Genomic DNA, 21,942 nt, shown 5'->3' on the forward strand with positions numbered 1-21,942 from the left:
CTCCCGCGCTCCACAGGGGCACCGAGCACCCTCCCGCCCCACGGGGAACCCGGCGACGACGGTCGGAAGCCGTCTCCCGGCACCGCACGCGAACCGATACGGTTCGGCCGGGTCGCCGTCCCGGTCCTTGACGTGGACCGCCGGAGCTGAACCCCGGGCACGCCGGCGCCGGACTCCCCCGCCCGCAGGACGTGTCATCGGGGCCGACCCCCTGACCGGAAAGTATGATGAGGCGATGTCTGATCTGACCGAGACCACGCCCGGCTGGCTGACCGAGGACGAGCTGGACGTCGCCAGGGCCCGGATGCCGATCCTCTACGTCGAGGCCGTACCCGTACGGGTGGACGACAGCGGCGAAGTCACCAGCATCGGCGTCCTTCTGCGGATCGGTGTCGACGGGACCATGAGCCGCACGCTGGTCTCCGGTCGCGTCATGCACCACGAGCGGGTCCGTGACGCGCTCCTGCGCCATCTGGAGAAGGACCTCGGGCCGATGGCCCTGCCCCGCGTCCCCGCCTCCATGCAGCCCTTCACCGTCGCGGAGTACTTCCCCACGGCGGGGGTCACCCCGTACCACGACCCGCGTCAGCACGCCGTCTCGCTCGCCTACGTCGTGCCGGTGACCGGCGACTGCCGGCCCCGTCAGGACGCCCTGGACCTGGTGTGGTTCAGCCCGCGGGAGGCCGCGTCCCCGGAGGTGCAGGGCGAGATGCCGGGCGGTCACGCCATGCTCCTGAAGCAGGCGCTCGCCCACGTGGGCCACACCTACTGAGTCCGTCCGGGTGCCGGTCCTCCCGTGGGGCGGACCGGCACCCTCTCCCGTCGTCCGGCAGGTGCGGCGGTGACGTATTTCCCCGTTCATACGCTTCCCCGTTCAATGTGCGTCCCCCTGCGGGGCGGCCCGGCGGCACACGTCCGGCGAACACCCGGTCGCGCCGCCCCGAGGGCCGGCCCCGCCATCAGGGTCAACCCGGCGGAAGGCTTGGGGAAGGGGTTACGGCCTGTATTCCGAGGCACATCCATGCGGCATATATGCACGGCTCCGACCTGCGGTTATGCCGTCATGCAGGGACCGGCCGCAGCAGGGCGCCGGGCCCGGCGGCCCGTGCGCGGAGGGCCGGACCGGTGCCGGTCACCCGTGACCCGCCCCGGCGGTGGTGCGCCGGAGGTCCGGCATCCGCACCGGAGGGAGCTGTTCCACCAGGAGGGACAGCCAGGTGTCCGTGTCGACGCGGCCGGTGTCCGCCAGACCGTGGGTGTGCTGGAAGTACCGCACGTCCTGGGTCGTCGTGGCGTTGAACCTGCCCGACACCGGCGTACCGCCCTGCCCCACGTTGTTGAGGAGCTCCTGGACGGCCCGCACCGCGGAGGAGTGGGAGCCGGGCCCGACGTCCGGGACCAGTTCGGGCCAGGTCTGCTGGCCCACCTTGCCGTCGGCGGGCAGGAGTCTGCGGCGCTGGAAGTCCATCACCGCCACCTTGGTGTCCTGGCCGAAGAAGCCGTCGGCCCGTACGTCGTACCCCTGGGCGTTCAGCAGGTGCTGGAGGGCGCGGGCACGGGTGAACTGGTCGGCGTCGTCGATGCTCAGCAGCGGCCACGGGGACGGCGCCCCGGTCGCGTGCGCCGCTCCGGCCGCCGGAATCCTGGAGTCCCGCGCGGACAGGCGTTCGTTGACGGCGGCCCCGGCGGTGAAGGACACCGCGACGGCGGCCGTGAACAGGGCCGGGAGGAGCCAGTGGCGGCGGAAGCCGACGGGCGCGGCGGGGACGCCCGTACCGCTGTCGGCCGTTCCCCCGGGGTCGTGGGGCGGGTGCGCCAGTGCGGGTGGTTCGTCCGCCCCGCCGTCGGGGGTGCGGTGGCGGCTGTGCTCCCGCAGGGCGGTCACACAGAGCTCCCGTGCCCTGGGCAGTTCCGCCGCCGGGGCGCGGAGCTGCGCGTGGAGGAGCTCCACGACCCTGAGGGGCGCGGTCGCCACGTGGCGGGGGTTCAGATAGCGGGACAGCGTCGTCTGGTCGACGCCCAGCCGCGCGGCCAGGGCCTGCTGCGTCGGCCGCCCGCCACCGGGCGTCCCGGCCTCCTCCCACCAGCGGCGCAGCAGCCTCGCCAGTTCGGCCTCCACCGTCGGCTCCTGGTCGTGATCGCCCGGTCCCTGCGCCATGGCCGTGTCCGTGTCCCTTGCCCTCGTCGTGCGGAAGAGCCGGGCCTTCGCACACCCGCACGGCCGGGCGACAGGAGACCGGTTCCGTGAGTGACGGCGGGCATCGACGCGTCGACCCCGGCGGCGCCGATGTTAACGATGTGGATACGGCACGCGGGACCGCGCCACGCGGGCGACGCCGGTCCCGTGTGGGGTCCGGGACGTGCGCGGGTGATCAACGGCCGCGCGGTGAAGCCTCCGTGATCTTCGCGGGGAGCCGGTCCCGGGGTCACGCGGGGAAGGCCGCTGTTCACTCGAACGAGTCCGGCCGGGCCGGTCCTCCCGCAGGTTCGGACGGAAGGGACGCGTGGGGTCGGTGGGGCAGGTGAGGACGCGGATCTCGCCGGAGCGGCCGAGCGGAGGCCCGGGGCGTGGCCGCTGCCGAGGGTGAAGATGAGGGTGAGGGTGAGCAGGGGGCGCGTACGGGTTCCGCAGGCGGTGCAGTCGAGGGGGACCAAGGCGTGTCTCGGAAGGAGCGCCGTCTGCCCGGAGGGCAGGCCCGGAGGGCAGGCCCGGAGGGCAGGCCTGGCGGCGTCCGGTGCGCGGGCGGTCCTGCGGAGTTCGCCGGGGAGTTCGCCCTCGTCAGGGAGGTCGAGGACCTCGACGGGGTCGAGCCTGCTTCCGGCCGCTGCTTCCGGCCGCCCCCGCTTCCCTCCGGCCGAGCGGCCCTGCCTCCTGCCTCCTGCCTCCTGCCTCCTGCGCTCCGGCTTGCCCCTGGCACCCCGGTCTCCCCCGATCCTTCCCGTCCCCCCCGGCTCTCAGAGGCCCCGGAGTGTGAGGTCGGCGGTGGCCCCGCGGAGTCGCGGGGTCTGGGCCTGGATCAGATGGAAGAGGGCCTCCCGGGCGAGCCGCCCCGCCGTGTCGCCGTAGCGGACGGCCCGGCCGCCCGTCGCGGCCACGCAGGCGGTGGCGGCCCGGACCCCGAGGTCGAGGACGGCGGCCCGGATCTCCGTCCTGGCCGCCACCTCCTTCTCCGGCGGCTGTTCGTCGCGCAGGGCGTAGGCCTCGGTGCGCAGCCGGGCGGCCTCCTCGGCGAGGCGGAGGGCGAGGGTCTCGTAGGCGGTTCCGGCGCGGGGCGCGGCGGCGCGCAGCAGATCGACGGCGGTCCGCAGGTGCCCGAACACGGCGGGCTGGGCGTTGGCGTTCTCCAGGTCGTAGTCGCGGACCCAGTCGGTCCTGGGTTCCAGCGAGATCACGTCCTCGTGCGGTACGAGGACGTCCCGGACCTCCACGGCGGCCGTGTGGGTGCCGTTCATCGCCCAGAGCGGCGCGGACTCCGCCGCGACCAGCCCGTCGCCGGCCCCGGGTCCGCAGTCGACCCGGGCGAGGAGGGCCCGGTCGCCGGGGGCGACGGCGCCGAGGACCGCCATGTCGGTGATGCCCCAGCCGGTCATCCAGGGCACGTGGCCGCGCAGCAGCCAGCCGTCGTCGGTCTCCTCCGCGGTGACCGGCGGGCTGGGCTGCCGGAGGTAGGCGAACCCTGCGGTGGACCGTTTCCCTCCAGTCACCAGTGCGGGCAGCCACCGGTCCCGCAGCGCGGTGTTGGTGCTCCTGCTGAGCGCCTTCACGAGCCCGAAGTGCTGGACGTGGACGAACCAGGTGGAGGGGTCGGCTGCCGAGAGGAGTTCGTGGACCTCGCGGACCACCTGCGCGTGGGTGTGTCCGCTGCCCTCCGGAGGCTCGTATCCGACCAGTCCGTACGCCCCGCAGCGCGCCAGCTCCACCAGATGGGTGAGGGGGACGCCCGTCACGGCGGTCCGTTCGGCGACCGGCCGGAGCACGGTGTCGGCGACGTCGGCGACCGCGGCGACCAGCGGTTCCCCCGCGAGTCCCGGCTCGGTCTCCAGGGCTGTTCCCCGTCCCGGCGTGCTGCGCACGGACGATCACCTCGTTCTGGCTCCGCGATACGTTTCTTCCCGACCGGGGAACACTCCCCCGCGAACGGAAGACGCACGCGGGCCGGTGCGCGCCGGTCGGCGCGGGCCGGGCGAAGGTCCGGGGGTGGCGGCCGGGAAGCGGGCGGTTCGTCCGCCGTTCACGGAGCGCTCAGCCGCCGGAGGCCACTCGTTCGGCCGGTGCCGGAATCCTCGTGCCGCCCTGTCGGAACGCTCTCCCTGGACGGACGACATGACCGCACGTACTCGGGGGTGGGGCCGTGGCCCCCGCCTCGCCCTCATCGCTCCCCTGCTGGCCGCCTGGGTGTTCCAGGCGGCCCCGGCGCAGGCGGCGCCTGCGGACGACATCCGCGTCAACGAGGTGGTGACGACGGGGTCCGTGCCGGACTCCGTCGAGCTGTACAACAAGGGGACGGCGAGCGTCGACGTCTCCGGCTGGATCCTCAAGGACGACGACGACGACGGCTCCCGCTACAAGGTGCCCGCCGGGACGACGCTGGCTCCCGGCGGGTTCCGCGCCTTCGACGTGCACGGGTCGTTCGGGCTCGGCTCCGCCGACAAGGCGCGCCTGTACCTGCCGGACGGCACGACCCTCGTCGACGGCTTCTCCTGGACCGGGCACTCGGCTCCTTCGTGGTCGCGCTGCCCCGACGGCTCGGGCACGTTCGGGACGGCGGAGCTGACCCTGGGCGGGCCGAACGCCTGCGGCGGGCCCGGTGGCGGGACACCGGGCGCGGTCGCCTGGCCGGGCGGTGGCCAGGTCGCCACCGCCGACGGGTCGAACGTCTTCGGGGAGGACCTGAGCGGTCTCCGCCAGGAGGGCGGTGTCCTGTGGGCCGCCCAGAACTCCGGCAGGCTGTGGCGTCTGGTGAAGGACGGTTCCGGCTGGAAGCCGGACACGGCGAACGGCTGGTCCAAGGGCAAGACCCTGCGTTTCCCGTCCGGCAACGGCAGCCCCGACAGCGAGGGCGTGACGCTCACCGGGGCGGGCTCGGCGGGCGGGGTGTACGTGGCGAGCGAGCGGAACGGCGACGCCTCCGGCACCAGCAGGCTGTCCGTGCTCCGGTACGACACGGCGGGGACGGCGGGCACGCTGACCGCCGCCAAGGAGTGGAACCTCACCTCCGGTCTGCCCTCCGTGGGGGCGAACCTCGGCTTCGAGGGGATCACCTGGGTGCCGGACGCGGCGCTGACCGGCGCCGGGTTCAAAGACGCGTCGACCGGCGCCGCCTACGATCCGGCGCGTTACGGCGCCCACACCGGCGGGGTCTTCTTCCTCGGTGTCGAGGGCACCGCCACGGTGTACGGCTACGTCCTCGCGGACTCGGGCGCCTCCACCCGCATCGCCACGGTGGGCAGTGGGATGGGCGGGGTCATGGAGGTGCAGTGGGAGCCGGGGGCCGAGCGTCTGTGGGTGGTCTGTGACGACACCTGCGGTGGTCAGCACCGGACGTTCCGGGTGAACGCGTCGGGCGTCTTCGCGGTGACCGCGGTCCTCGACCGTCCTTCCGGCATGTCGGACCTGAACAACGAGGGCTTCTCCGTGAGCGGCGCCGAGGAGTGCGTCGGCGGTGCGAAGCCCGTCTACTGGTCCGACGACGGCAACACCGGTGGGCACGCGCTCCGCAGGGGCACCCTCAGCTGCTGAGACCGGTCCGGGAACCCGCTCCCTCCCTCCGTTCGTCCTGCTCTTCGAGCCGAGGGAGGGAGTCCGGGTGGGGACGGCGGAGCGCCCGAAGGACCGGGCACGGGCCGAGGGAAGCGCCGGTGGTACGGGCGGTTCCGGTCGTACCGGTGGGGCTGATGGGGCTGGTGGCACGGATCCCGACGGAAGGGCCGGTGGTACCGGCCGGGCCCGTAGGGCCGGTGGTGCGGGTCGTGTGGGAGGGGCTGGTGGTGCGGGCCGTTCCGGCGATGCGGGTGCTCCGGGCGGGTCCGACGCTTCCGGGCGGCGCGGGCGGGTGCGCGGGCGTCGCTCCGGCCGGGTCGTCGCCGGTCTCGGCGTCGCGGCGGCGGTCCTCCTGGCCTTCCCTTCGCTGGTGCCCGACACCCCGGGACACCTGGGCAGTCTCCTGGAGTCCTTCCTGCCCTGGCTGGGCGCGGTGGTGGCGCTCCTCGCCGTCGTCGCGCTGCTCCGGCGCTCGGCCGTCGCGCTGGTGACGCTGCTGCTGCCCGCGGCCGTCTGGGGGTTCTCGTACGGGCGGCTGGTGCTGCCCGCCGCCGCGCCGGGCGGACGGGAACTCCTGGTGGTGCAGCACAACGTCGGCGACGAGAACCCCGATCCCGCCGGGACCGCGCGCGCCCTGGCCGGTGCCGGGGCGGATCTGATCGCGCTCCAGGAACTGGTGGCCCCGGCCCTCGGGTCGTACGAGACGGAACTCGCCGCCCGGTACCCGTACCACGTGGTGCGCGGCACCGTCGGCCTGTGGTCCCGTCATCCGCTCACCGGGGTCCGCCCGCTGGACATCAGGCCGCGGGGGATCGAGGGGCCCTGGAACCGGGCGCTGCGTGCCCTGGTGCGCACGCCGTACGGGGACGTCGCCGCGTACGTGGTCCATCTGCCGTCCGTGCGGGTGGGGTCCGGCGGCCTCGCCTCCGGCCGGCGCGACGAGAGCGCCGTCCTCCTCGGGCGGGAACTGGCCGCCGAGCGAACCGCCAGGGTGGTGCTCGCCGGAGACCTCAACGGCTCGGTGGACGATCGCGGTCTCGCGCCGCTGACCTCGGTGCTCGCGGCTCCGGCGCGGGGGTTCGCGTTCAGTTTCCCCGCCCGTCTTCCGGTGGTCCGGATCGATCAGGTCCTGGCGCGGGGCGCGGTGGTGCCGTCGGTCCGGACGCTGCCCGCCACCGGCAGCGACCATCTGCCCGTCGCCGCGCGGATCGCCCTGGGGCCCTGACGGCGGGTCCGCCCGGGTGCCGGGTCAGGCGGGCTTGCGGGCCTCGATCAGGAAGCGGGTGGTGCGGGCGACGAAGGGGCCCTCGCGGCCGATCCGGTCGTGCAGGGTCCGCAGCCGGTCCTCGTACCGGTCGACGGTGAAGCCGGGCACCATCCAGATCACCTTGCGCAGGAAGTAGACCACCGCGCCGATGTCCATGAACTCGGTGCGCAGGGACTCCGCGCGCAGGTCCACGACGTCCAGACCGGCGGCCCGCGCCGCGTGGCGGGCGTCGTCGGGGTGGCGCCTGCGGCGGATCTCCTCGGGCTGGGGGCCGAGGAAGTGCTCGACCAGTTCGAAGACGCTGGCGGGGCCGACCTGCTGGGAGAGGTACGTGCCGCCGGGCCGGAGGACCCGGGCGATCTCCTCCCACCAGACGGTCACCGGGTGGCGGCTGACCACCAGGTCGAACGCCTCGTCGGCGAAGGGCAGCGGGGGTTCGTCCTCGTCGGCGACGACGACCGCGCCGAGCGGGTGCAGCAGCCGGGTGGCCTTGGCGACGTTCGGCGGCCAGGACTCGGTGGCGACCACGAGCGGCGGTAGCGCGGGGACTCCCGCCAGGACCTCACCACCGCCGGTCTGCACGTCGAGCGCCGCCGTGGCCCGTGCCATCCGCTCGCCCATCAGCCGCTGGTACCCCCAGGAGGGGCGCTGCTCGGTCGCCCTTCCCGCCAGCCAGGAGAAGTCCCAGCCCTCCACCGGGGCGGAGTCCGCCTCCGCCACCAGATCCTCGAAGCTCCGTGCCATGCGGAGATCGTCTCAGGTCCCCCGGCACGGCGCCGCCCGGCCCTGTCCCGGCCCTGTCCCGGCCCTGTCCCGGCCCTGTCCCGGCCCTGTCCCGGCCCCGTTCCGCTGTGCCCCGGGGCGGCGTCACGCGTCCCGCCCGGCTCTCCCCGCTCCGGGCCCTCCGCCCGCGCGTCCGGGCCGGGGAGGCCCCGTGTGATGGACGCGCGGGGGCCGGGCCGCCAGGCTCGGGGCGCCCACGTCCGTGGGCCGTACGCGCTTCATGAGGTCGAGGAGGACCAGTGTTCCGACACGCTCCGCACGCGCTTCCGGTCCGCGTCCGCGTGCGGGATCCGACCCGACTCCCGGCGCCCGCGCGGCCGTTGTCAGTGGCCCTGGATAGTCTCCGCTCATACCGCGGTTCGGGGGTTTCGACCCCTTCGTTCGAGCTGCGTGGAATCTGACGGAACATGCGGAGGGGCACGGCTCATGGCGTGGCTTGCAGCGGGGGAATACGAGATCGCCCTCGACGACGGGCGGGTGGTCGCACGACGCTCCGGGGGGCGGCAGTTGAAGACGCTGCCGAAGGCGTTGCGCGACCATCCCGAGACCGACCGGCTCCGGCGGCTCGCGGAGTGGCTGGACCGGCACGCGGCCGCGTGCGTGGCCCAGGTGGACGGCTGGATGGTGTCCTCGCTCCCCGTACCGACCGCGCTGATCGCACGGGTGTGGCCGGACGAGGCGTGGCAGTCCGCCCTCCGTGACATGGCGGTCGTCGGCGACGACCCGGATGAGGTCGGCTTCCTCCGGGACGCCACCGAGGACGGTGCGCTGAAGGTGGTCGACCTCGACGGCGAGACCGTACGGATCTCGCCGCGCACCGTGACCCTCCCCCACCCCGTGCTCCTGCCGGACCTGGAGGACGTACGGGACTTCGCGGCGGAACTCGGCATCACCCAGCGGGTCGAGCAGATCCACCGCGCCACCTGGACCCGGCCCGCCACCGGACTCTCCGGGACCGCGACGGAGGTCCGCGACTTCGCGGGCGGCACGTTCGCCTCCCGGTTCGGGCTCGCCGCGCGCGCCACCTCCCTCGGCTACCGCGTCTCCGGCGGCTACGCCACGCTCGGGGTGCGCGACGGAGGCCGGACCACGGAGGCGTCCGTGTGGATCGGGGAGCCGTACTGGGACGGGGAGACGGAGACCGGCGGGCTCGGCTGGCGCGACGGGAACGGCCGCGCGGTGCGGCTCGCCGAGGTCGGGCCCGTCGCCTGGTCCGAAGGAATGCGCATGGCCGCGGCGCTCTACGCGGGCCGTACGATCGAGAAGGGTGAGGGCGCGTGACCAGCACGACCACTGCCGACGACAGGGAACTCCTCAGGGCCGGAGCGGTACTCCCGGCCGACACCGAAGGGGCGGGCTCCTCGGCGGTCGACCTGACGGCACGGACCTACCGCCACCCCGCGCTCGGCGAGGACCGGGTGGTCATCCGGCTCGCCACGGCCGAACTCGGCCCCGCCGAGGACCTCGCCGCCGGGTTCCTCGGACTCGAACCGCAGGGCACCCCGGTCGTCGTGGGCCTCGGGCAGCGCCAGGAACTGGGCTTCCCCGAATGGGTCCTCGTGCACCACCCGGAGGACGGGCACCACGCCCTCGCCGTCGTGCCCGAGCTCGACCGGCTGGCCCGGCAGGCGAAGAGCAAGCCCGGCGCCGCCCTCGACGCCTGCAACGAGCTCGCCGGACGCCTCGCCTCCGCCGTCCCCCACTTCCTGCCCGTCTTCTACGAGCAGGCCGCGCGGATCTTCCTCGGCGTCGAGAACACCACCTACGCGGGCCAGTTGTTCGGCCGGGCCCGCACCGCGGAGGCCCAGCACGGCCTGCCGGTCGACGAGGACCGGACCGACGCGGTGTTCCTGGAGTTCGCGCTGGCGGGCGCCCTGCCCGTGAAGGTCCTCACCTCCTACGGCAGGGAACTCGCGGCACGGCTCGCGCCCGCCGAGGCGTACGGGCGCTTCCGGCGCCTCTGCGTACGGCGGACCGCGGGAGGTCTCGCCCCGTCCGCCCAGGCAGCCGCCGAACTGCGGCGCCTCGCCCGCGCGGCGGGACTGCCCGGCTCCGAGGAGGAGCAGGCGTACCTCGCCGAACTGCTGCCGCTCCCGGCGACGGTTCGGGCACCCGCGGGCTGGTGGAAGGCGCACCGGACGGCACTGGTCACCCTGGCCCGGCGCGAACCGGCCGTACGGGGCACCCTGCTCTCCCTGACACCGCCGGTGGGCGACGGCGACACCGACGAGCTGTGGCTGGGCATCCTGTCCGAGTCCGGCGCGGAGAACGGCCTGACCGCCCCGGACGCACTGCCCGAGGAGCGCTGCCCCGACGGCACGGCCGGATGGCTGGAGCGCTTCCACACCGCGCGGCACCGGGGCTGGGGCCCCCGCCCCACTCAGCGCGTCCTGCTCTCCCTGGTCGAACGGGCCGCCGGACGGCTCCGCGCCGACCTCGCGGAACGGCCCGAGGACAAGGGGTTCCTGGAGATCGGCGTCGAGGACGTGGACCTCCTGGACCTGCTGCTCGCCCTCGGCGTGCCCGTCGGCGATCCGACACCGGACGAGCGGCGCCGGAGCCACGTGTCCCTGAACCTGTCGGACTGGGCATGTGGCGAGGAGCCCCGGGACCTGCTCGCGCTCGCCGCCGACCCCCGGTTCCGCACCGCCTTCCGCAACGCCGCGAACCGCTGCGGCGGCGGCTCCTCCGACACCGCCGTGATACGGCGGCTCGCCGCGTCGCCCGGTGGCCGCCCGATGCTCGCCGAGTGGGTGGCCGGCGTCGCCCGCGACTCGGTCGCGGCCGGACTGCCCGGCGTCCCGCAGGCGATCGAGCGACTGTCGTGGCTGCCCGCCGAGGCGCTCGCACTGGCCCCCGACGAGGTCGCGGCGGCCACCTCCGCCGACCTCGGCGAGACCCTGGCGCGCACCCTGCGCGGCGGACTGTGGGAAGAGCTCCACTGGCCCGCCTGGGAGGAGGCCGTCGCGGACCTGTCCCCGGTGCGCGGCAAGACCGAAGGACTGACCGTCGCCGAGGCCTGGCCCCACCTGATCGTGGCCAACGGCACCCAGGTGCGGGTCGTCGGCGCGGACGCGACCGTCCTCACGCACGACCTGCGCATACCGGCCTCGGGGCAGTCGCTCCGGCACGGCTTCCACTTCGTGGACGGCGAACTGCTGGTGTTCTGGACGTCCTACGGCAGCGGCGACGCCGCACAGGGCTACTGGCACACCGCACCCGACCGGGTGTTCACCCTGGACGGCGGCGCCGACTACTGGTCCATGCGCTCCGCGCACCCCACCCTGCCGCTGCCCGGCGGCGGCCGGGCCACCGGCGGCGGGGTGCTGCACCGGGGCGACACGAGGCTGCCCCACGAGCGCATGACGCTCTCCGACGGCACCTCGCACTGGGTGTGGGAAGCCGGTGGCCGGGACGAGGAGGGCGGCTGGACCGAGTACGACCCGGCGACCGGCAGCTACGGGCGCCGCTCGCAGCCCGGCTTCCTCGCCGACGCGCTGCGCGCCCACGGCACCGGGGCCGAACTGTCCGCGCCCCACTCCTGGCTGCGCCCCACCCCGACGGTGGCCGGTTCCGCCCTGGGCACACCGGTGGACGGCCTGCTGGGCTGGCGCGTCGTGCGCCTCCCGGGCGACGGCTGGTCCGCCGAGGACACCTCCGGGCGGCGCGTCACCCTGCCCGAGGGCTCCGGCCTGCCGGTCACGGGGCTCACCTTCCCCGGCGACGACCGTCCGAGGGCCGTGACCCAGGAATGGCGGAAGCTGTCCCTGAGCGACCCGGACGGCGTCGTCACCGCGACGTCCGACGGCGACTCGGACCGGGTGTTCCACAGCGCCGCGGGTGCGCTGCCCCCGCTGTCCCACCTGTACGCGCTGCGCCCTCGCGACACGGCCGGGTCGGCGGCGCTGCGCTCGGCGGACGCCGGGACGGCCGCCACCCTGCTGAAGGCGGCCGCCGCCGCGGAGCTCGCGGCGGACCTTCCTCCGCTGGTGGCCACCGCCCTGCCGGAGATCACCACGCCCGAGCTCGTCGCGGGTGTCGTCAAGGTGCTGCGGTTCGCCGTCCAGCAGCAGAAGGCGCTCGACGCCGTGGCCGCGCGCACGGACCCCACGGCGGAACGGCCCCCGGCCCGCGCCGAGGGCCCGGCCGACCAGCTGATCGGCGAGGCCCTGCTCGGCATCTCGGGCACCAACCACTACCGCCGGGGCTCCGAGAAGGACGTCCTCCACCACTTCCTGGAGGCACTGGACACGGCGCGGAACGACTCCACCGCGCAGGCACGGCCGGGCCTGACCCACTTCGACCTGACTCCGCTGCCCCACTCCGGCCTGCCCTTCACCGCCTTCCTCGACGTGCCCTCGGCACTCGCCTACCGGGCCGTCGCCCCCGGCAGCGTCCCGAAGCACCGGGAGGCACTGCTCGGCCTCCTCGCCCGGATCGACGCACTGGGACTGGGCTCCACGGCGGCCTCGGACGCCCACTGGCGCCGTGTCGTGCTCCACCTCGGGCCCGCGCAGCTCCAGACCCCCGACGGCGCGGCCCGTCCCCTCGGCCACCGCTGCGTCCTGCCGCTCGGCGGCGGCGCCGCGCTCGGCATCACCGAGTACAGCGAGAGCGTCGCCGACGGGGCGAGGTTCGGGGCGCTGTTCCACGACCCGCAGGGCCGTTTCGAGGTGCCCGGCCCCTACACCGCGCTGGACGTCGAACCGGTGGGCGATCCGGGCCGCGCCGCCGACTGGGTGGCCCGCTTCCTGCGGGAGGCCGGGTCCCGGGGGGAGATCCCGTTCCTGCCGGGTCCGGCGGAGGAGTTCGGGCGGCTGACGGGGGCCTCCGGCCCGGTGTCCCGGCTGGTGCTCGCGGGCATCCCCGACGTGGACACCTGGCAGAACAACTTCCTTCCGGGAGAGCTCCGCAAGACCCTCGGTCTGAAGGTGGGCGAGGCGGCGCAGGGCCGTGACGAACTGCGCGCGCTCTCCGAGGACGTGCGGCGGGCCGTGGTGGCGGCGCTGCTGCCCGAGGACCCGGCCCGGCTGTGGAGCGAGGGGCCCGACGTGGCCTCGGCGGCGGCCGTGTGGAACGCGCGGGTGGGACGCCGGACTCCGGTGCCCGACTGGCTGGTCACCGAAGCGGCGCGCGCGGCGGGCAGCGCGTGGCCCGTGCTCCGGGCCCTGCCCGCGATGCTCGACCCGGCGGCCTCGCCCGAGCTGGGCACCGACATCGCCTGGCACATCAAGAACGACCGTCCGGCGCCCGTGGTCCCGCACGAGACGCCGTTCACCTCCTCGGTGCTGATCGGTTCGATGGGCCTGGCGGCGTGGCTCGCCCACCGGCTGCCCGCCGGTGACCCGCTCCGGGCGACGCTGCCCGCCGCGCTCACTGCCGTACGGAAGCGCCTGGCATCGCCCGAACTGCTGCTGGCGGCAGGGCACTTCATGAGCCTGCCGGACTTCCGCAGTGTGGCGGGGACGCCGACCGAGACCACCGCGGAGTACGAGCGGTACGGCGCGGTGCTCATGGCCACGCACGACATGCAGCCGCAGCCCGCGCTGCGGACGTCCCTGCTCGACTCCACCTGGTCCGACCCGTACCTGGTGGCGCTGCGGGGGCAGGAGCAGCATCCGACCCCGTTGGAGGCGGCCCTGCTCCGGGCGCACGACCCGGTGTTCGCCCGGCTGCTCGCCGATCCGGGCACGCCGCTCGCGGGCGGGACGGACCCGGACGGCACCTGGTGGCCGCAGGACCCGTCCCGGTCGGTGCCCGCTCTCGTGGACGAGGTCGCCTCCACGCACGGGCTCGGCGCGGACGCGGCGGCGCTGTATCTGATGCTGCTCGCGCTGCCCGATCCGACCGACCGGAACACGGCCCGGTGGACCGGGTGGAAGCCGGCCCGCCTCAAGGCGGCGCGCGCCGAACTGGCCGCCGGGGAACTGGTCGTCACGGCCGTACGGGCGCGGGCGGGGCGTTCCCTGTTCCTGCCGGGCGCCTGGGCGGAGCAGTCGTCCGGGGTGCTGCCGCTGGAGCGGTGGAAGCTGCCGATGTACGGGCCTGTGGCGGGTGTCCGGCCGGTGATCGGCACGCTGGTGCCGGTCGAACCGGTGGCGGAACTGTTCGCCCGGTCGTGGCGGCGGCTGGCCGACGGCGACGTCCCGCGCTTCGAGGAGCTCCAGGTCCGCCGGACGAGGCGCCGCCGATGAACGGCTGAGGACCGGCCGGGCCCCCGGCCCGGTTCCATGGCCGGACCGCGGTCCGCACCGCGGTCCGGGCGGCGGGCCCTGGGACGGGCCTCGGGCCGGGCCAAGTCCGGTCCGGGGCCGGCCGACGGATGGACGGACATCCGTCGGCGGGCCTCGGACCGGGCTCCCCCGCCCCTCGGCTTCCTTGTCCTCTGCCCCTTGCCCCTCAGGTTCTCCCCGTCCCGTACGTCCCGGGCCCCGGCCCGTACGTCCCGGGCCCCGGCCCCGGGCGTCCCGAGCCCGCACCCGCACCTCGTACTCGTCACTCGCACTCGTACTCGCACCTCCGAAGGAACCCCGTATGACCGTCACCGAATCGTCCGCACCCGTCCGGCAGGTCGTGCCCGCCGAGGAGCGGTACGCCGCCGAACTCGCCTTCCTCGCCGCGCAGGACCCGGGGCCGCGTCCGCCCGGCTGGGCGCTGACCCCGCGTGCGGTGGTCACGTTCGTCTGCGGGAGCGACGGGACCGAGCTCGCGCTGCCCGCGAAGCGGACCGGGCTGCCGTCGAAGCTGGCGATCGCGCCGAAGTTCGTCGGTGAGCGCGCACTCGTCGAGCGCTGTGTCGTCACCCTCGCCGGGGAGCGCGGGCTGCTGCTCACGGGCGAGCCCGGCACGGCCAAGTCGATGCTGTCGGAACTGCTCGCCGCCGCCGTCAGCGGAACCAGCGCCCTGACCGTGCAGGGCACGGCGGGCACGACGGAGGACGCGTTCCGCTACGGCTGGAACTACGCCCTCCTGCTCGCCCAGGGCCCGACCCCGCAGGCCCTGGTCGACTCCCCGGTGCTCGCCGCCATGCGCACCGGGCGGGTCGTGCGGGTCGAGGAGATCACCCGCTGTCTGCCCGAGGTGCAGGACGCGCTGGTCTCCCTCCTGTCGGACCGCCGGATCACCGTTCCCGAACTCACCGCCACCGAGGACGCGGTGGTCTCCGCCGTCCCCGGCTTCACCGTCATCGCCACCGCCAACCTGCGGGACCGGGGCGTCTCGGAGATGTCCGCGGCGCTGAAGCGCCGCTTCAACTTCGAGACCGTGGGCCCGATCGCGGACGCCGACGCCGAGGCCGCCCTGATCCGCCGTCAGGCCGTCGCGGCGGTCCAGCGGGCGGGCGCCGCCTTCGGGGTGGACGACGCCGTCCTCGACGCCCTCGTCACCGTCTTCCGGGACCTGCGCTCCGGGCGTTCCACCGAGGGCTGGGACGTGGAGCGGCCCGGCACGGTGATGTCGACCGCCGAGGCCGTGCAGGTGGCGGCGTCGATGGGGGTCTCGGCCGCCTATCTGCCGGGCGGGGACGTCCTCGACCTGCTGCCGGGTCATCTCCTCGGTGTCGTGCGCAAGGACGACCCGGCCGACCACGCGCGGCTCCTCGGCTACTGGGACGGGCCGGTGCGCCGCCGGGCCGAGGCCGGTTCGGCGATGTGGCGCCGTCTCTGGGACCTGCGCGGGAGCCTGCGATGACCCCGACCGGTCCCCGGGAGGCCGTGGACGCGCTCGCCGCGTCGCGCGAGCCGTACCTGCTGGGGGTGCGTCACCACAGCCCGGCGCTGGCCACGGTGGTGCCCGCCCTGCTGGACGAGGCGGACGCCGAGGTCGTCTGCGTGGAGCTTCCGGCCGACTTCCAGCCGTGGCTGGAGCACCTGGCCGACCCCGAGACCGTCGCCCCGGTGGCACTGGCCGGAACGGGCGAGGGCGGACGGCTGTCGTTCTACCCGTTCGCGGACTTCTCCCCGGAACTCGCGGCCCTGCGCTGGGCACGGGACCGGGGCGTGGAGGTCGTCTGCTGCGACCTGCCGCTGTCCGACCCCGGCTGGGGGCGCGAGGGCGCTCACCTCCCCGGGGGTACGGGCTCCGCCGACGGCGGGCCCGCCGTGCCGGAGACGGCCCCTGACCGGGGTTCGGCTCAGGGCCCCGCGGATCCCGACCCGGATGCCGCTCCTCCCACGGGACCCGGGCTGGGTACGGATCAGGGCACGGGCCCGGACCGGGACACGCACTCCGGTCCTTCGCCCCACACCGGGACCGGCACCGGCACCGGCCCTGAAGTCGGCACCGGAGTCGGTCCCGACGGGCCGGGGGACGCCGGTCTCGGTGGGGCGCGCCACCGGTCCTTCGCCGCCGCGCTCGCCGACACCGGTACGGGCCGTGACGGCGAGGACATGTGGGACCGCGTCGTGGAGGTGCTGGCCCCCGGGTGCTCCCCCGAGGCCGTGCGCCGCGCCGCCCTGGGCGTGGGCTGGGCCCTGCGCGCCGACGCCCCCGTGCCCGCCACCGACCTGGCCCGCGAGGCCCGGATGCGGCAGGTGATCGCGGCGGCCTCGGAGGGGGGCCGTCGGGTCGCGGCCGTCGTCGGCGCGTTCCACGCCCCCGCGCTGGTCGCGGGAGCGAGGACCGCCGGGACGGAGCCGACCGAAGCCCCGGAGACGGACGCCGGGGCGCACGAGGGCACGGCCGGGCGGGCGGGAACGAAGGCCCGTGCGGACGTCGGCCCGGCGGTGACCTCGCTGGTGCCGTACTCGTTCGATCTGCTCGACGCCCGGTCCGGCTACCCCGCCGGGATCCGCGACCCGCTGTGGCAGCAGGCCGTGCTCGGCGCGGCCGGTGACGCGGACCGGTTGCGCGAGGCGGCCTCCACCGCGCTGACCGGCCTGTGCGGGGAGCTGCGCCGTGCCGGGCACACCGCGGGTACCGGCGAGGCCGCCGAGACGCTCCGGCTGGCCTGCGACCTCGCGGCCCTGCGCGGGCTGCCCGCGCCCGGACGCGGCGAACTCCTGGAGGCGGTCACCACGGTTCTCGGCCAGGGCGAACCCCTGGGCCGGGGGTTGGCGCTCGCCCGCGCCCTGGAAGCGGTGTTCGTGGGCACCGCGCGGGGCCGGGTCTCTCCGCACGCCCCCCGTTCCGGTCTGGGGCCCGCCGTCGAGGAGGACCTCGCGCGGCTGCGGCTGCCCGGCGCGGGCGACACCGAGCCCCGTGAGGTCCGTCTCGATCCGCTCCGCTCCCCGCTCGACGGGCGCCGTGAGGTGCTGCTCCGGCGCCTGCTCGTCATCGGCGCCTCCTACGGGGAGCCCCTGCGGGTGGCCGCGACCGGCGACGGGACCGCCCTCGGCACCAAGTGGCGTCTGCGGTGGACGCCGTCGGTGGCGGCACGGCTCGACCTCACGGGTGTGCGGGGGGTCACCGTCGCCCAGGCGGCGGCGGGAGCGCTGGGCGAGACGGCCCGCCGGGAGGCGGCCGAGGGCGGCCCGACCCCGGCGCAGATCGTGGCCGGGCTGACCGCCGCCGTACGCTGCGAGCTGCCCGAGCTGGTCGGCGTACGGCTGCGCGAGGCGCGGACCGTCCTGCCCGACTCCGCCGAACTGCCCGAACTCCTCCAAGCGCTGGACCTCCTGGAGGCGATGCGGCGGGGCCACCACCCCGGCACCGCGCCGGAGGACCTAGCCACGGCCGCCGTGCTCTCGGGCGAGCTGCTCGACGCGGCCGTGCGGTCGCTGCCCGGTCTCGCGGGCAGCGACGATCCGGCCGACGCCGCCTCCCTGGTCGCCCTCGCCGACCGGTCGGCCGCCCGGCACCTGGGCATCCGGCTGGACCGGGCGCTGGCCGAACTGGCCTCGGGCGGTGCTCCGTTGATACAGGGCGCGGCACTGGCCGTCAGGGTGACCCTGGACCTCGACCCGGCCGCCGGACTCGGCGAGCGGGTCGCGGACTGGGTGGACGGGGCGACCGTCCCCGCCGCGCGGCGGGCCCTGACGAAGCGTCTCACGGGGCTGCTGACGGCGGCGGGGCCGCTGCTCCAGGCGTCACCGGAGGCGCTGGCCCCGCTGCTGGACCGGGTCGAGTCGCTGGCCGACCAGGCGTTCCTCGACCGGCTTCCCGCGCTGCGGGGCGGATTCGACGTCCTGGCACCCGCCGCCCGCGAGCGGCTGCTGACCGCCGTGACCGAGCGGCTGGGCGACCGGGTCGACCTCTCCCTGGACGCGCCGCCGGAACTGCTCGCCCTGTGGGCCGCCGCCGACTCGGCCGGACTCGCCGCCCTGAAGACCCTCGCCCTGCCCCCGGCGGAGACGTACGGCTCCGGGGCCGGGGGACGGACGTCCGGGGACGGCACGGACCGCGACCCGGCGGACGCGACGGCCACCGGCTCCGGGCCCGCGACGGACGGGACGGCTGACTCCGGTCCCGCGACCGGTCAGGCGTCCGGCTCCGGCTCCACGGCCGGTGGGGCCTCCGCCTCCCCCGAGGCATCGGCTGCGACGGCCGTCGGGCACGGCACGGGCACGGGTCCGACGACCGGTCAGGGCACCGGATCCGACCGGATGACCCCTACGGGACCGGGCCCCGGACCCTCATCCCCGGTGGCATCGGGTCCCGCCCTCCTGGCCGCCGCGGCCTCGGGTCCCGGCGCGATCACCGTCCGCGTCCCGGAACCGGGACCTGTGACCGGACCCGTGTCGGGCTCCGTGTCGACCTCCGTATCGGGCTCCGGGGGCGAGCCGCGCCTCGGAGCGGCCGACCGGTGGCGGCTGCTGCTCGGGCGGCACCGGGACCGGCTGGCCGCCGGGGCACAACGCTACGCCCACGCCCTCGACGAGCTGTACGGCCGGGGGCGCGGCGAGGGTTCCGACGACCTGGACGCCGGTTCCGGGCCGGGTGGCGGGCAGGACGCCTCCTTCCCGACCGCCCGGGAGTGGTCGGAGGAGCTGGAGGCGCTGTTCGGGACGGACGTGCGCGAGGAGGTGCTCGCCGAGGCTGCCGAAGCGGGGCGCTCCGATGTCCTCACCCAGTTGGATCCGGCCTCGGTACGGCCCTCGGTCGAACTGCTGAGTTCGGTGCTGACGCTGGCCGGAGGAATGCCCGAGGCCCGGCTCACCCGGCTGCGCCCCCTGGTGAAGCGGCTCGTCGACGAACTGTCCCGGGAGCTCGCCACCCGGTTGCGCCCGGCGTTGAACGGGCTCTCCACCCCGCGCCCGACCCGGCGCCCCGGCGGCCGTCTCGACCTCGCCCGTACGCTGCGCGCCAATCTCGCGCACACCCGGCGCACGGCCGACGGACGGGTCGTGGTCGTGCCGGAGCGGCCGGTGTTCCGTACCCGGGCGGGCAAGGAGGCGGACTGGCGGCTCGTCCTGGTCGTCGACGTGTCCGGCTCCATGGAGGCGTCGGTGATCTGGTCGGCGCTGACGGCGGCCGTGCTGGGCGGAGTGCCGACGCTGTCCACCCACTTCCTGGCGTTCTCCACGCAGGTCGTGGACCTGACCGACCGGGTGGAGGACCCCCTGTCGCTGCTCCTGGAGGTACGGGTCGGCGGCGGGACGCACATCGCCGCGGGGCTCGCGCACGCCCGTTCCCTGATCACCGTTCCCAGCCGCACCCTCGTCGTCGTGGTCAGCGACTTCGAGGAGGGCGCGCCGCTCGCCGGGCTGCTCGGCGAGGTCCGCGCGCTCGCCGCGTCCGGCGCGCATCTCCTCGGCTGCGCGGCGCTCGACGACACCGGGTCGCCCCGCTACTCGGTGCCGGTCGCACGGCGCCTCGTCGCCGCCGGGATGCCGGTGGCCGCCCTCAGTCCGCTCGCCCTCGCCCGTTGGGTGGGCGACCGCCTCCGTGGAGAGTCCCGTTGAGCACCGATGTCCTGCCTCCCGTCGCTCCCGAAGTCCTCGCGGGGGCGGTGGAGTCGTTGAGCGCCCGGCTGCGCAAGAAGCTCGACGCCGCGATCGAGGGCTGTGCGGCCGGTGCCGTTCCGGCGGCGGACGGGTCCTTCGAGGTGCGTTTCGGCGCGGACGCCGTGGTGACCCTGCGCCCCGGCCCTTCCGGGGCTGTCGTGGACGCCGGACAGGCGGTCTGTACGTGTCTGCTGGCGCCGCGCTGTCTGCACCGGGCGGCGGTGCTGGGCGCGGCCCCGATCGCGGACCCGGAAGTGCTCGGCGCGCCGGACGGTCCGGAGGCGGCGGGCGCGGCGGGTGACGCCGACGCGCTCGGCACCCCGGGGCGGCCGCCGGGTGACGGCCCGGCGTGGCCGGACGGCGTGCCCGGCGGGAAGGGTGGTGCGGGGCGCGGCCCGGCGGCCCCTGGTCCCGGCGCGGGCGCCATGGCGGTGGAGGATCCCGCCCCCGCGCTCACCGCGGCGCAGACGCGGGCCGCCGCCGCGCTGTGGGCGGCGGCGGCCGAGGCCCTGTCTGCTGGTGTCACGGCGGGCGGAGCCGTACTCCAGGCGGAGTTGCTGCGGGCCGCCCACACCGCGCGGCTGGCCGGGCTGCCCCGTGCCGAGGCGGCCGCGCTCCGGGTCGTCCGGGGGCTGCGGTCCGCGCGGGAACACGGGCGGGGGCAGCGCCTCGGGGACCTCACGAGTGCCTTCCGCGAGCTGCTGTCCGAGGCCGCCGTCCTCGTCTCGGGGGCGGCCGGTTCCGGCGCGGCCTCCTCCCGGCGGCCGTACGGGCAGGGCGGCAGTCTCCGGGTGTACGGCCTGTGCCGCGAGCCGGTGCTCTCCGCCACGGGGTACGGGGGTGTGTCCACGCATCTCGTCGCGCCCGACGGCTCGTGCTTCACGGTCTCCGACGTGCGGCCCGGAGGGCTGGCGCGCGCCAGGGGCGCGGGGTCCGCGTCCGTGGCGCTCGGCGGGGCGGTGCTTGACCACGGCGGGCTGGCACGCGGGGGGCTGCGGATCGTCGGCGCGACCGTGTCTCCGGACGGGCGGCTCGGCGCGGGCCGGGGGGTGGCCGCGACCCCGCTGCGCGGGGTCGACTGGTCCGACGAGCCCGCCGCCGCGCTGTTCGCGCGGCCGGTGCGGGAGGCGATGGCCGCCGTCCTGGACGCGGACGGGCCGGGAGCCGAGGGGTCCGGGGCGCCGCTGCTCGGCTGTGACGTGGTGGTGGTCGGCGCGGTCGGGGAGTACCTCGTGGTCCGGGTCGCGGGCGACGGGCCGTCACTGCGGCTGCGCCCCGCGCATCCGCATCCCGAGCTGCCGCATTCCGCGAACCTGCGCAGGATCGCGCGGTATCCGGGTCTTGAGCTGCGGGTGCTCGGCCGCCCCGATCCGGAGCGGGCCGCGACGCTCCGGCCGCTGGCGGTCGGCCCGGTGCCGGGGTCCTCTCGGACGCTGCGGCTGCCGGAAGAGTGGCTGGGCCGGGCCGATCTCGGCTACGACCTCCTCCAGGGCGGTCACTTCCCGTCCGGGACGGCCCCCGGAGGATCGTACGAGCCGGTGGCGGCGGGCCCGGACCCGCTGGCGGACGCGCCCTTGTGGCGGGTGCGGCGGCTCCTGGAGACGGGCGTGGCGGGCGGGCGCCGCGCGGTGGCCGAGGCCGGTCGCGGTACGGAGACGGCGGCCTTCGCCGTGCCCCTGCGCCGGGCCGGTCTCGGTGGTGCGGCGCGCCTGGCGGAGGTGCTGGCGGCGGAGGCGGACCGGCGGCCCCGTGACGCCTTCGGCCGCCTCAGCGATCCGTCGGCCGACGGGTACGCGCGCGCGTGGCTGGCCTCAGCGGTCCATCTGGCCGCCGCGGAGAGGGCGTTGGTGGTGGCGTCCTGGTCGTGAGGGGACGGGGTGCCCGTAGGAAGCCGGGCAGGATGCCTCCCCCAGGCGCACGGCCTGGGGGAGGCTCCCGGACAGGCGGGGGCACGCACCACGCACCACGCACCACGCACCACGCACCACGCACCACGCACCACGCACCACGCACCACGCACCACGCACCACGCACCACGCACCAGCAGTACCGCGAACGTGACCGCGGGCACAGGCGCCTCACCCACACCGCTCAACTCCCGCCGTGCGGCCCCGTCCGTCCCCCGGCCTCGTCACGCCGCCGTACCATCCCACCCGCATCAGCGAACACAAAGTCGAGCCCCTCGCACATTGTTCACATCCCACGAGCAACCCGCGTACCTCTGTGCGCATCCTTCCCGTGGGGGACGG

The 21,942-nt window shown here is 75.8% G+C and carries 11 protein-coding genes; 8 read left to right on the forward strand and 3 right to left on the reverse strand.

The annotated features are described in order from the left end of the window. Window positions 1-235: 235 nt before the first annotated feature. Entirely contained in the window at window positions 236-772 is a 537-nt protein-coding gene (locus ACIRQY_RS23720) for an NUDIX hydrolase family protein (protein ID WP_351784857.1), read from the forward strand. A 360-nt stretch (window positions 773-1,132) separates the two neighbouring features. On the opposite strand, the gene ACIRQY_RS23725 is transcribed toward ACIRQY_RS23720, so the two are convergent. Both ACIRQY_RS23725 and ACIRQY_RS23730 read right to left on the reverse strand, forming a co-directional pair. Further along, on the reverse strand, window positions 1,133-2,158 hold the full coding sequence (locus ACIRQY_RS23725) for a peptidoglycan-binding protein (protein ID WP_403928914.1): 1,026 nt from the start codon (window positions 2,156-2,158) through the stop codon (window positions 1,133-1,135). A gap of 797 nt (window positions 2,159-2,955) precedes the next feature. After that, window positions 2,956-4,074, reverse strand: a complete 1,119-nt coding sequence (locus tag ACIRQY_RS23730) for an acyl-CoA dehydrogenase family protein (protein ID WP_403928917.1) — start codon at window positions 4,072-4,074, stop codon at window positions 2,956-2,958. Window positions 4,075-4,324: 250 nt separating this feature from the next. On the opposite strand from ACIRQY_RS23730, the gene ACIRQY_RS23735 reads away from it, so the two are divergent. Both ACIRQY_RS23735 and ACIRQY_RS23740 read left to right on the forward strand, forming a co-directional pair. Further along, window positions 4,325-5,740, forward strand: a complete 1,416-nt coding sequence (locus tag ACIRQY_RS23735) for a lamin tail domain-containing protein (RefSeq protein WP_403928919.1) — start codon at window positions 4,325-4,327, stop codon at window positions 5,738-5,740. Window positions 5,741-6,053: 313 nt separating this feature from the next. Then, entirely contained in the window at window positions 6,054-6,986 is a 933-nt protein-coding gene (locus ACIRQY_RS23740; protein ID WP_403928922.1) for an endonuclease/exonuclease/phosphatase family protein, read from the forward strand. Window positions 6,987-7,010: 24 nt separating this feature from the next. Here the strand turns inward: ACIRQY_RS23740 and ACIRQY_RS23745 are convergent, their stop codons facing one another. Then, window positions 7,011-7,772, reverse strand: coding sequence for a class I SAM-dependent methyltransferase (locus tag ACIRQY_RS23745; protein WP_403928925.1), 762 nt, complete (start codon window positions 7,770-7,772; stop codon window positions 7,011-7,013). Between the two features lie 465 nt (window positions 7,773-8,237). Between ACIRQY_RS23745 and ACIRQY_RS23750 the strand changes: the two genes are divergently transcribed. The 5 genes from ACIRQY_RS23750 (at window position 8,238) to ACIRQY_RS23770 (ending at window position 21,561) form a co-directional block, all read left to right on the forward strand. Beyond that, a complete protein-coding gene (locus ACIRQY_RS23750; protein ID WP_403928928.1) occupies window positions 8,238-9,092 on the forward strand; it encodes a DUF4132 domain-containing protein in 855 nt (284 codons plus the stop codon). Continuing rightward, complete coding sequence (locus ACIRQY_RS23755) at window positions 9,089-14,005, forward strand: DNA-binding protein (RefSeq protein WP_403928931.1); 4,917 nt, start codon at window positions 9,089-9,091, stop codon at window positions 14,003-14,005. The genes ACIRQY_RS23750 and ACIRQY_RS23755 overlap by 4 nt, the downstream gene beginning before the upstream one ends. A gap of 340 nt (window positions 14,006-14,345) precedes the next feature. Next, a complete protein-coding gene (locus tag ACIRQY_RS23760; RefSeq protein WP_351784873.1) occupies window positions 14,346-15,500 on the forward strand; it encodes an AAA family ATPase in 1,155 nt (384 codons plus the stop codon). Next, window positions 15,497-19,651 carry a DUF5682 family protein gene (locus ACIRQY_RS23765; protein WP_403928934.1) on the forward strand — a complete coding sequence of 1,385 codons (4,155 nt, stop codon included), beginning with the start codon at window positions 15,497-15,499 and terminating at the stop codon, window positions 19,649-19,651. The genes ACIRQY_RS23760 and ACIRQY_RS23765 overlap by 4 nt, the downstream gene beginning before the upstream one ends. Further along, complete coding sequence (locus ACIRQY_RS23770; protein WP_403928937.1) at window positions 19,648-21,561, forward strand: hypothetical protein; 1,914 nt, start codon at window positions 19,648-19,650, stop codon at window positions 21,559-21,561. The genes ACIRQY_RS23765 and ACIRQY_RS23770 overlap by 4 nt, the downstream gene beginning before the upstream one ends. Window positions 21,562-21,942: the final 381 nt, after the last annotated feature.

Origin of the sequence: Streptomyces sp. NPDC101490, from assembly GCF_044767145.1 — a bacterium.
In the GTDB taxonomy this organism is placed as follows: domain Bacteria; phylum Actinomycetota; class Actinomycetes; order Streptomycetales; family Streptomycetaceae; genus Streptomyces.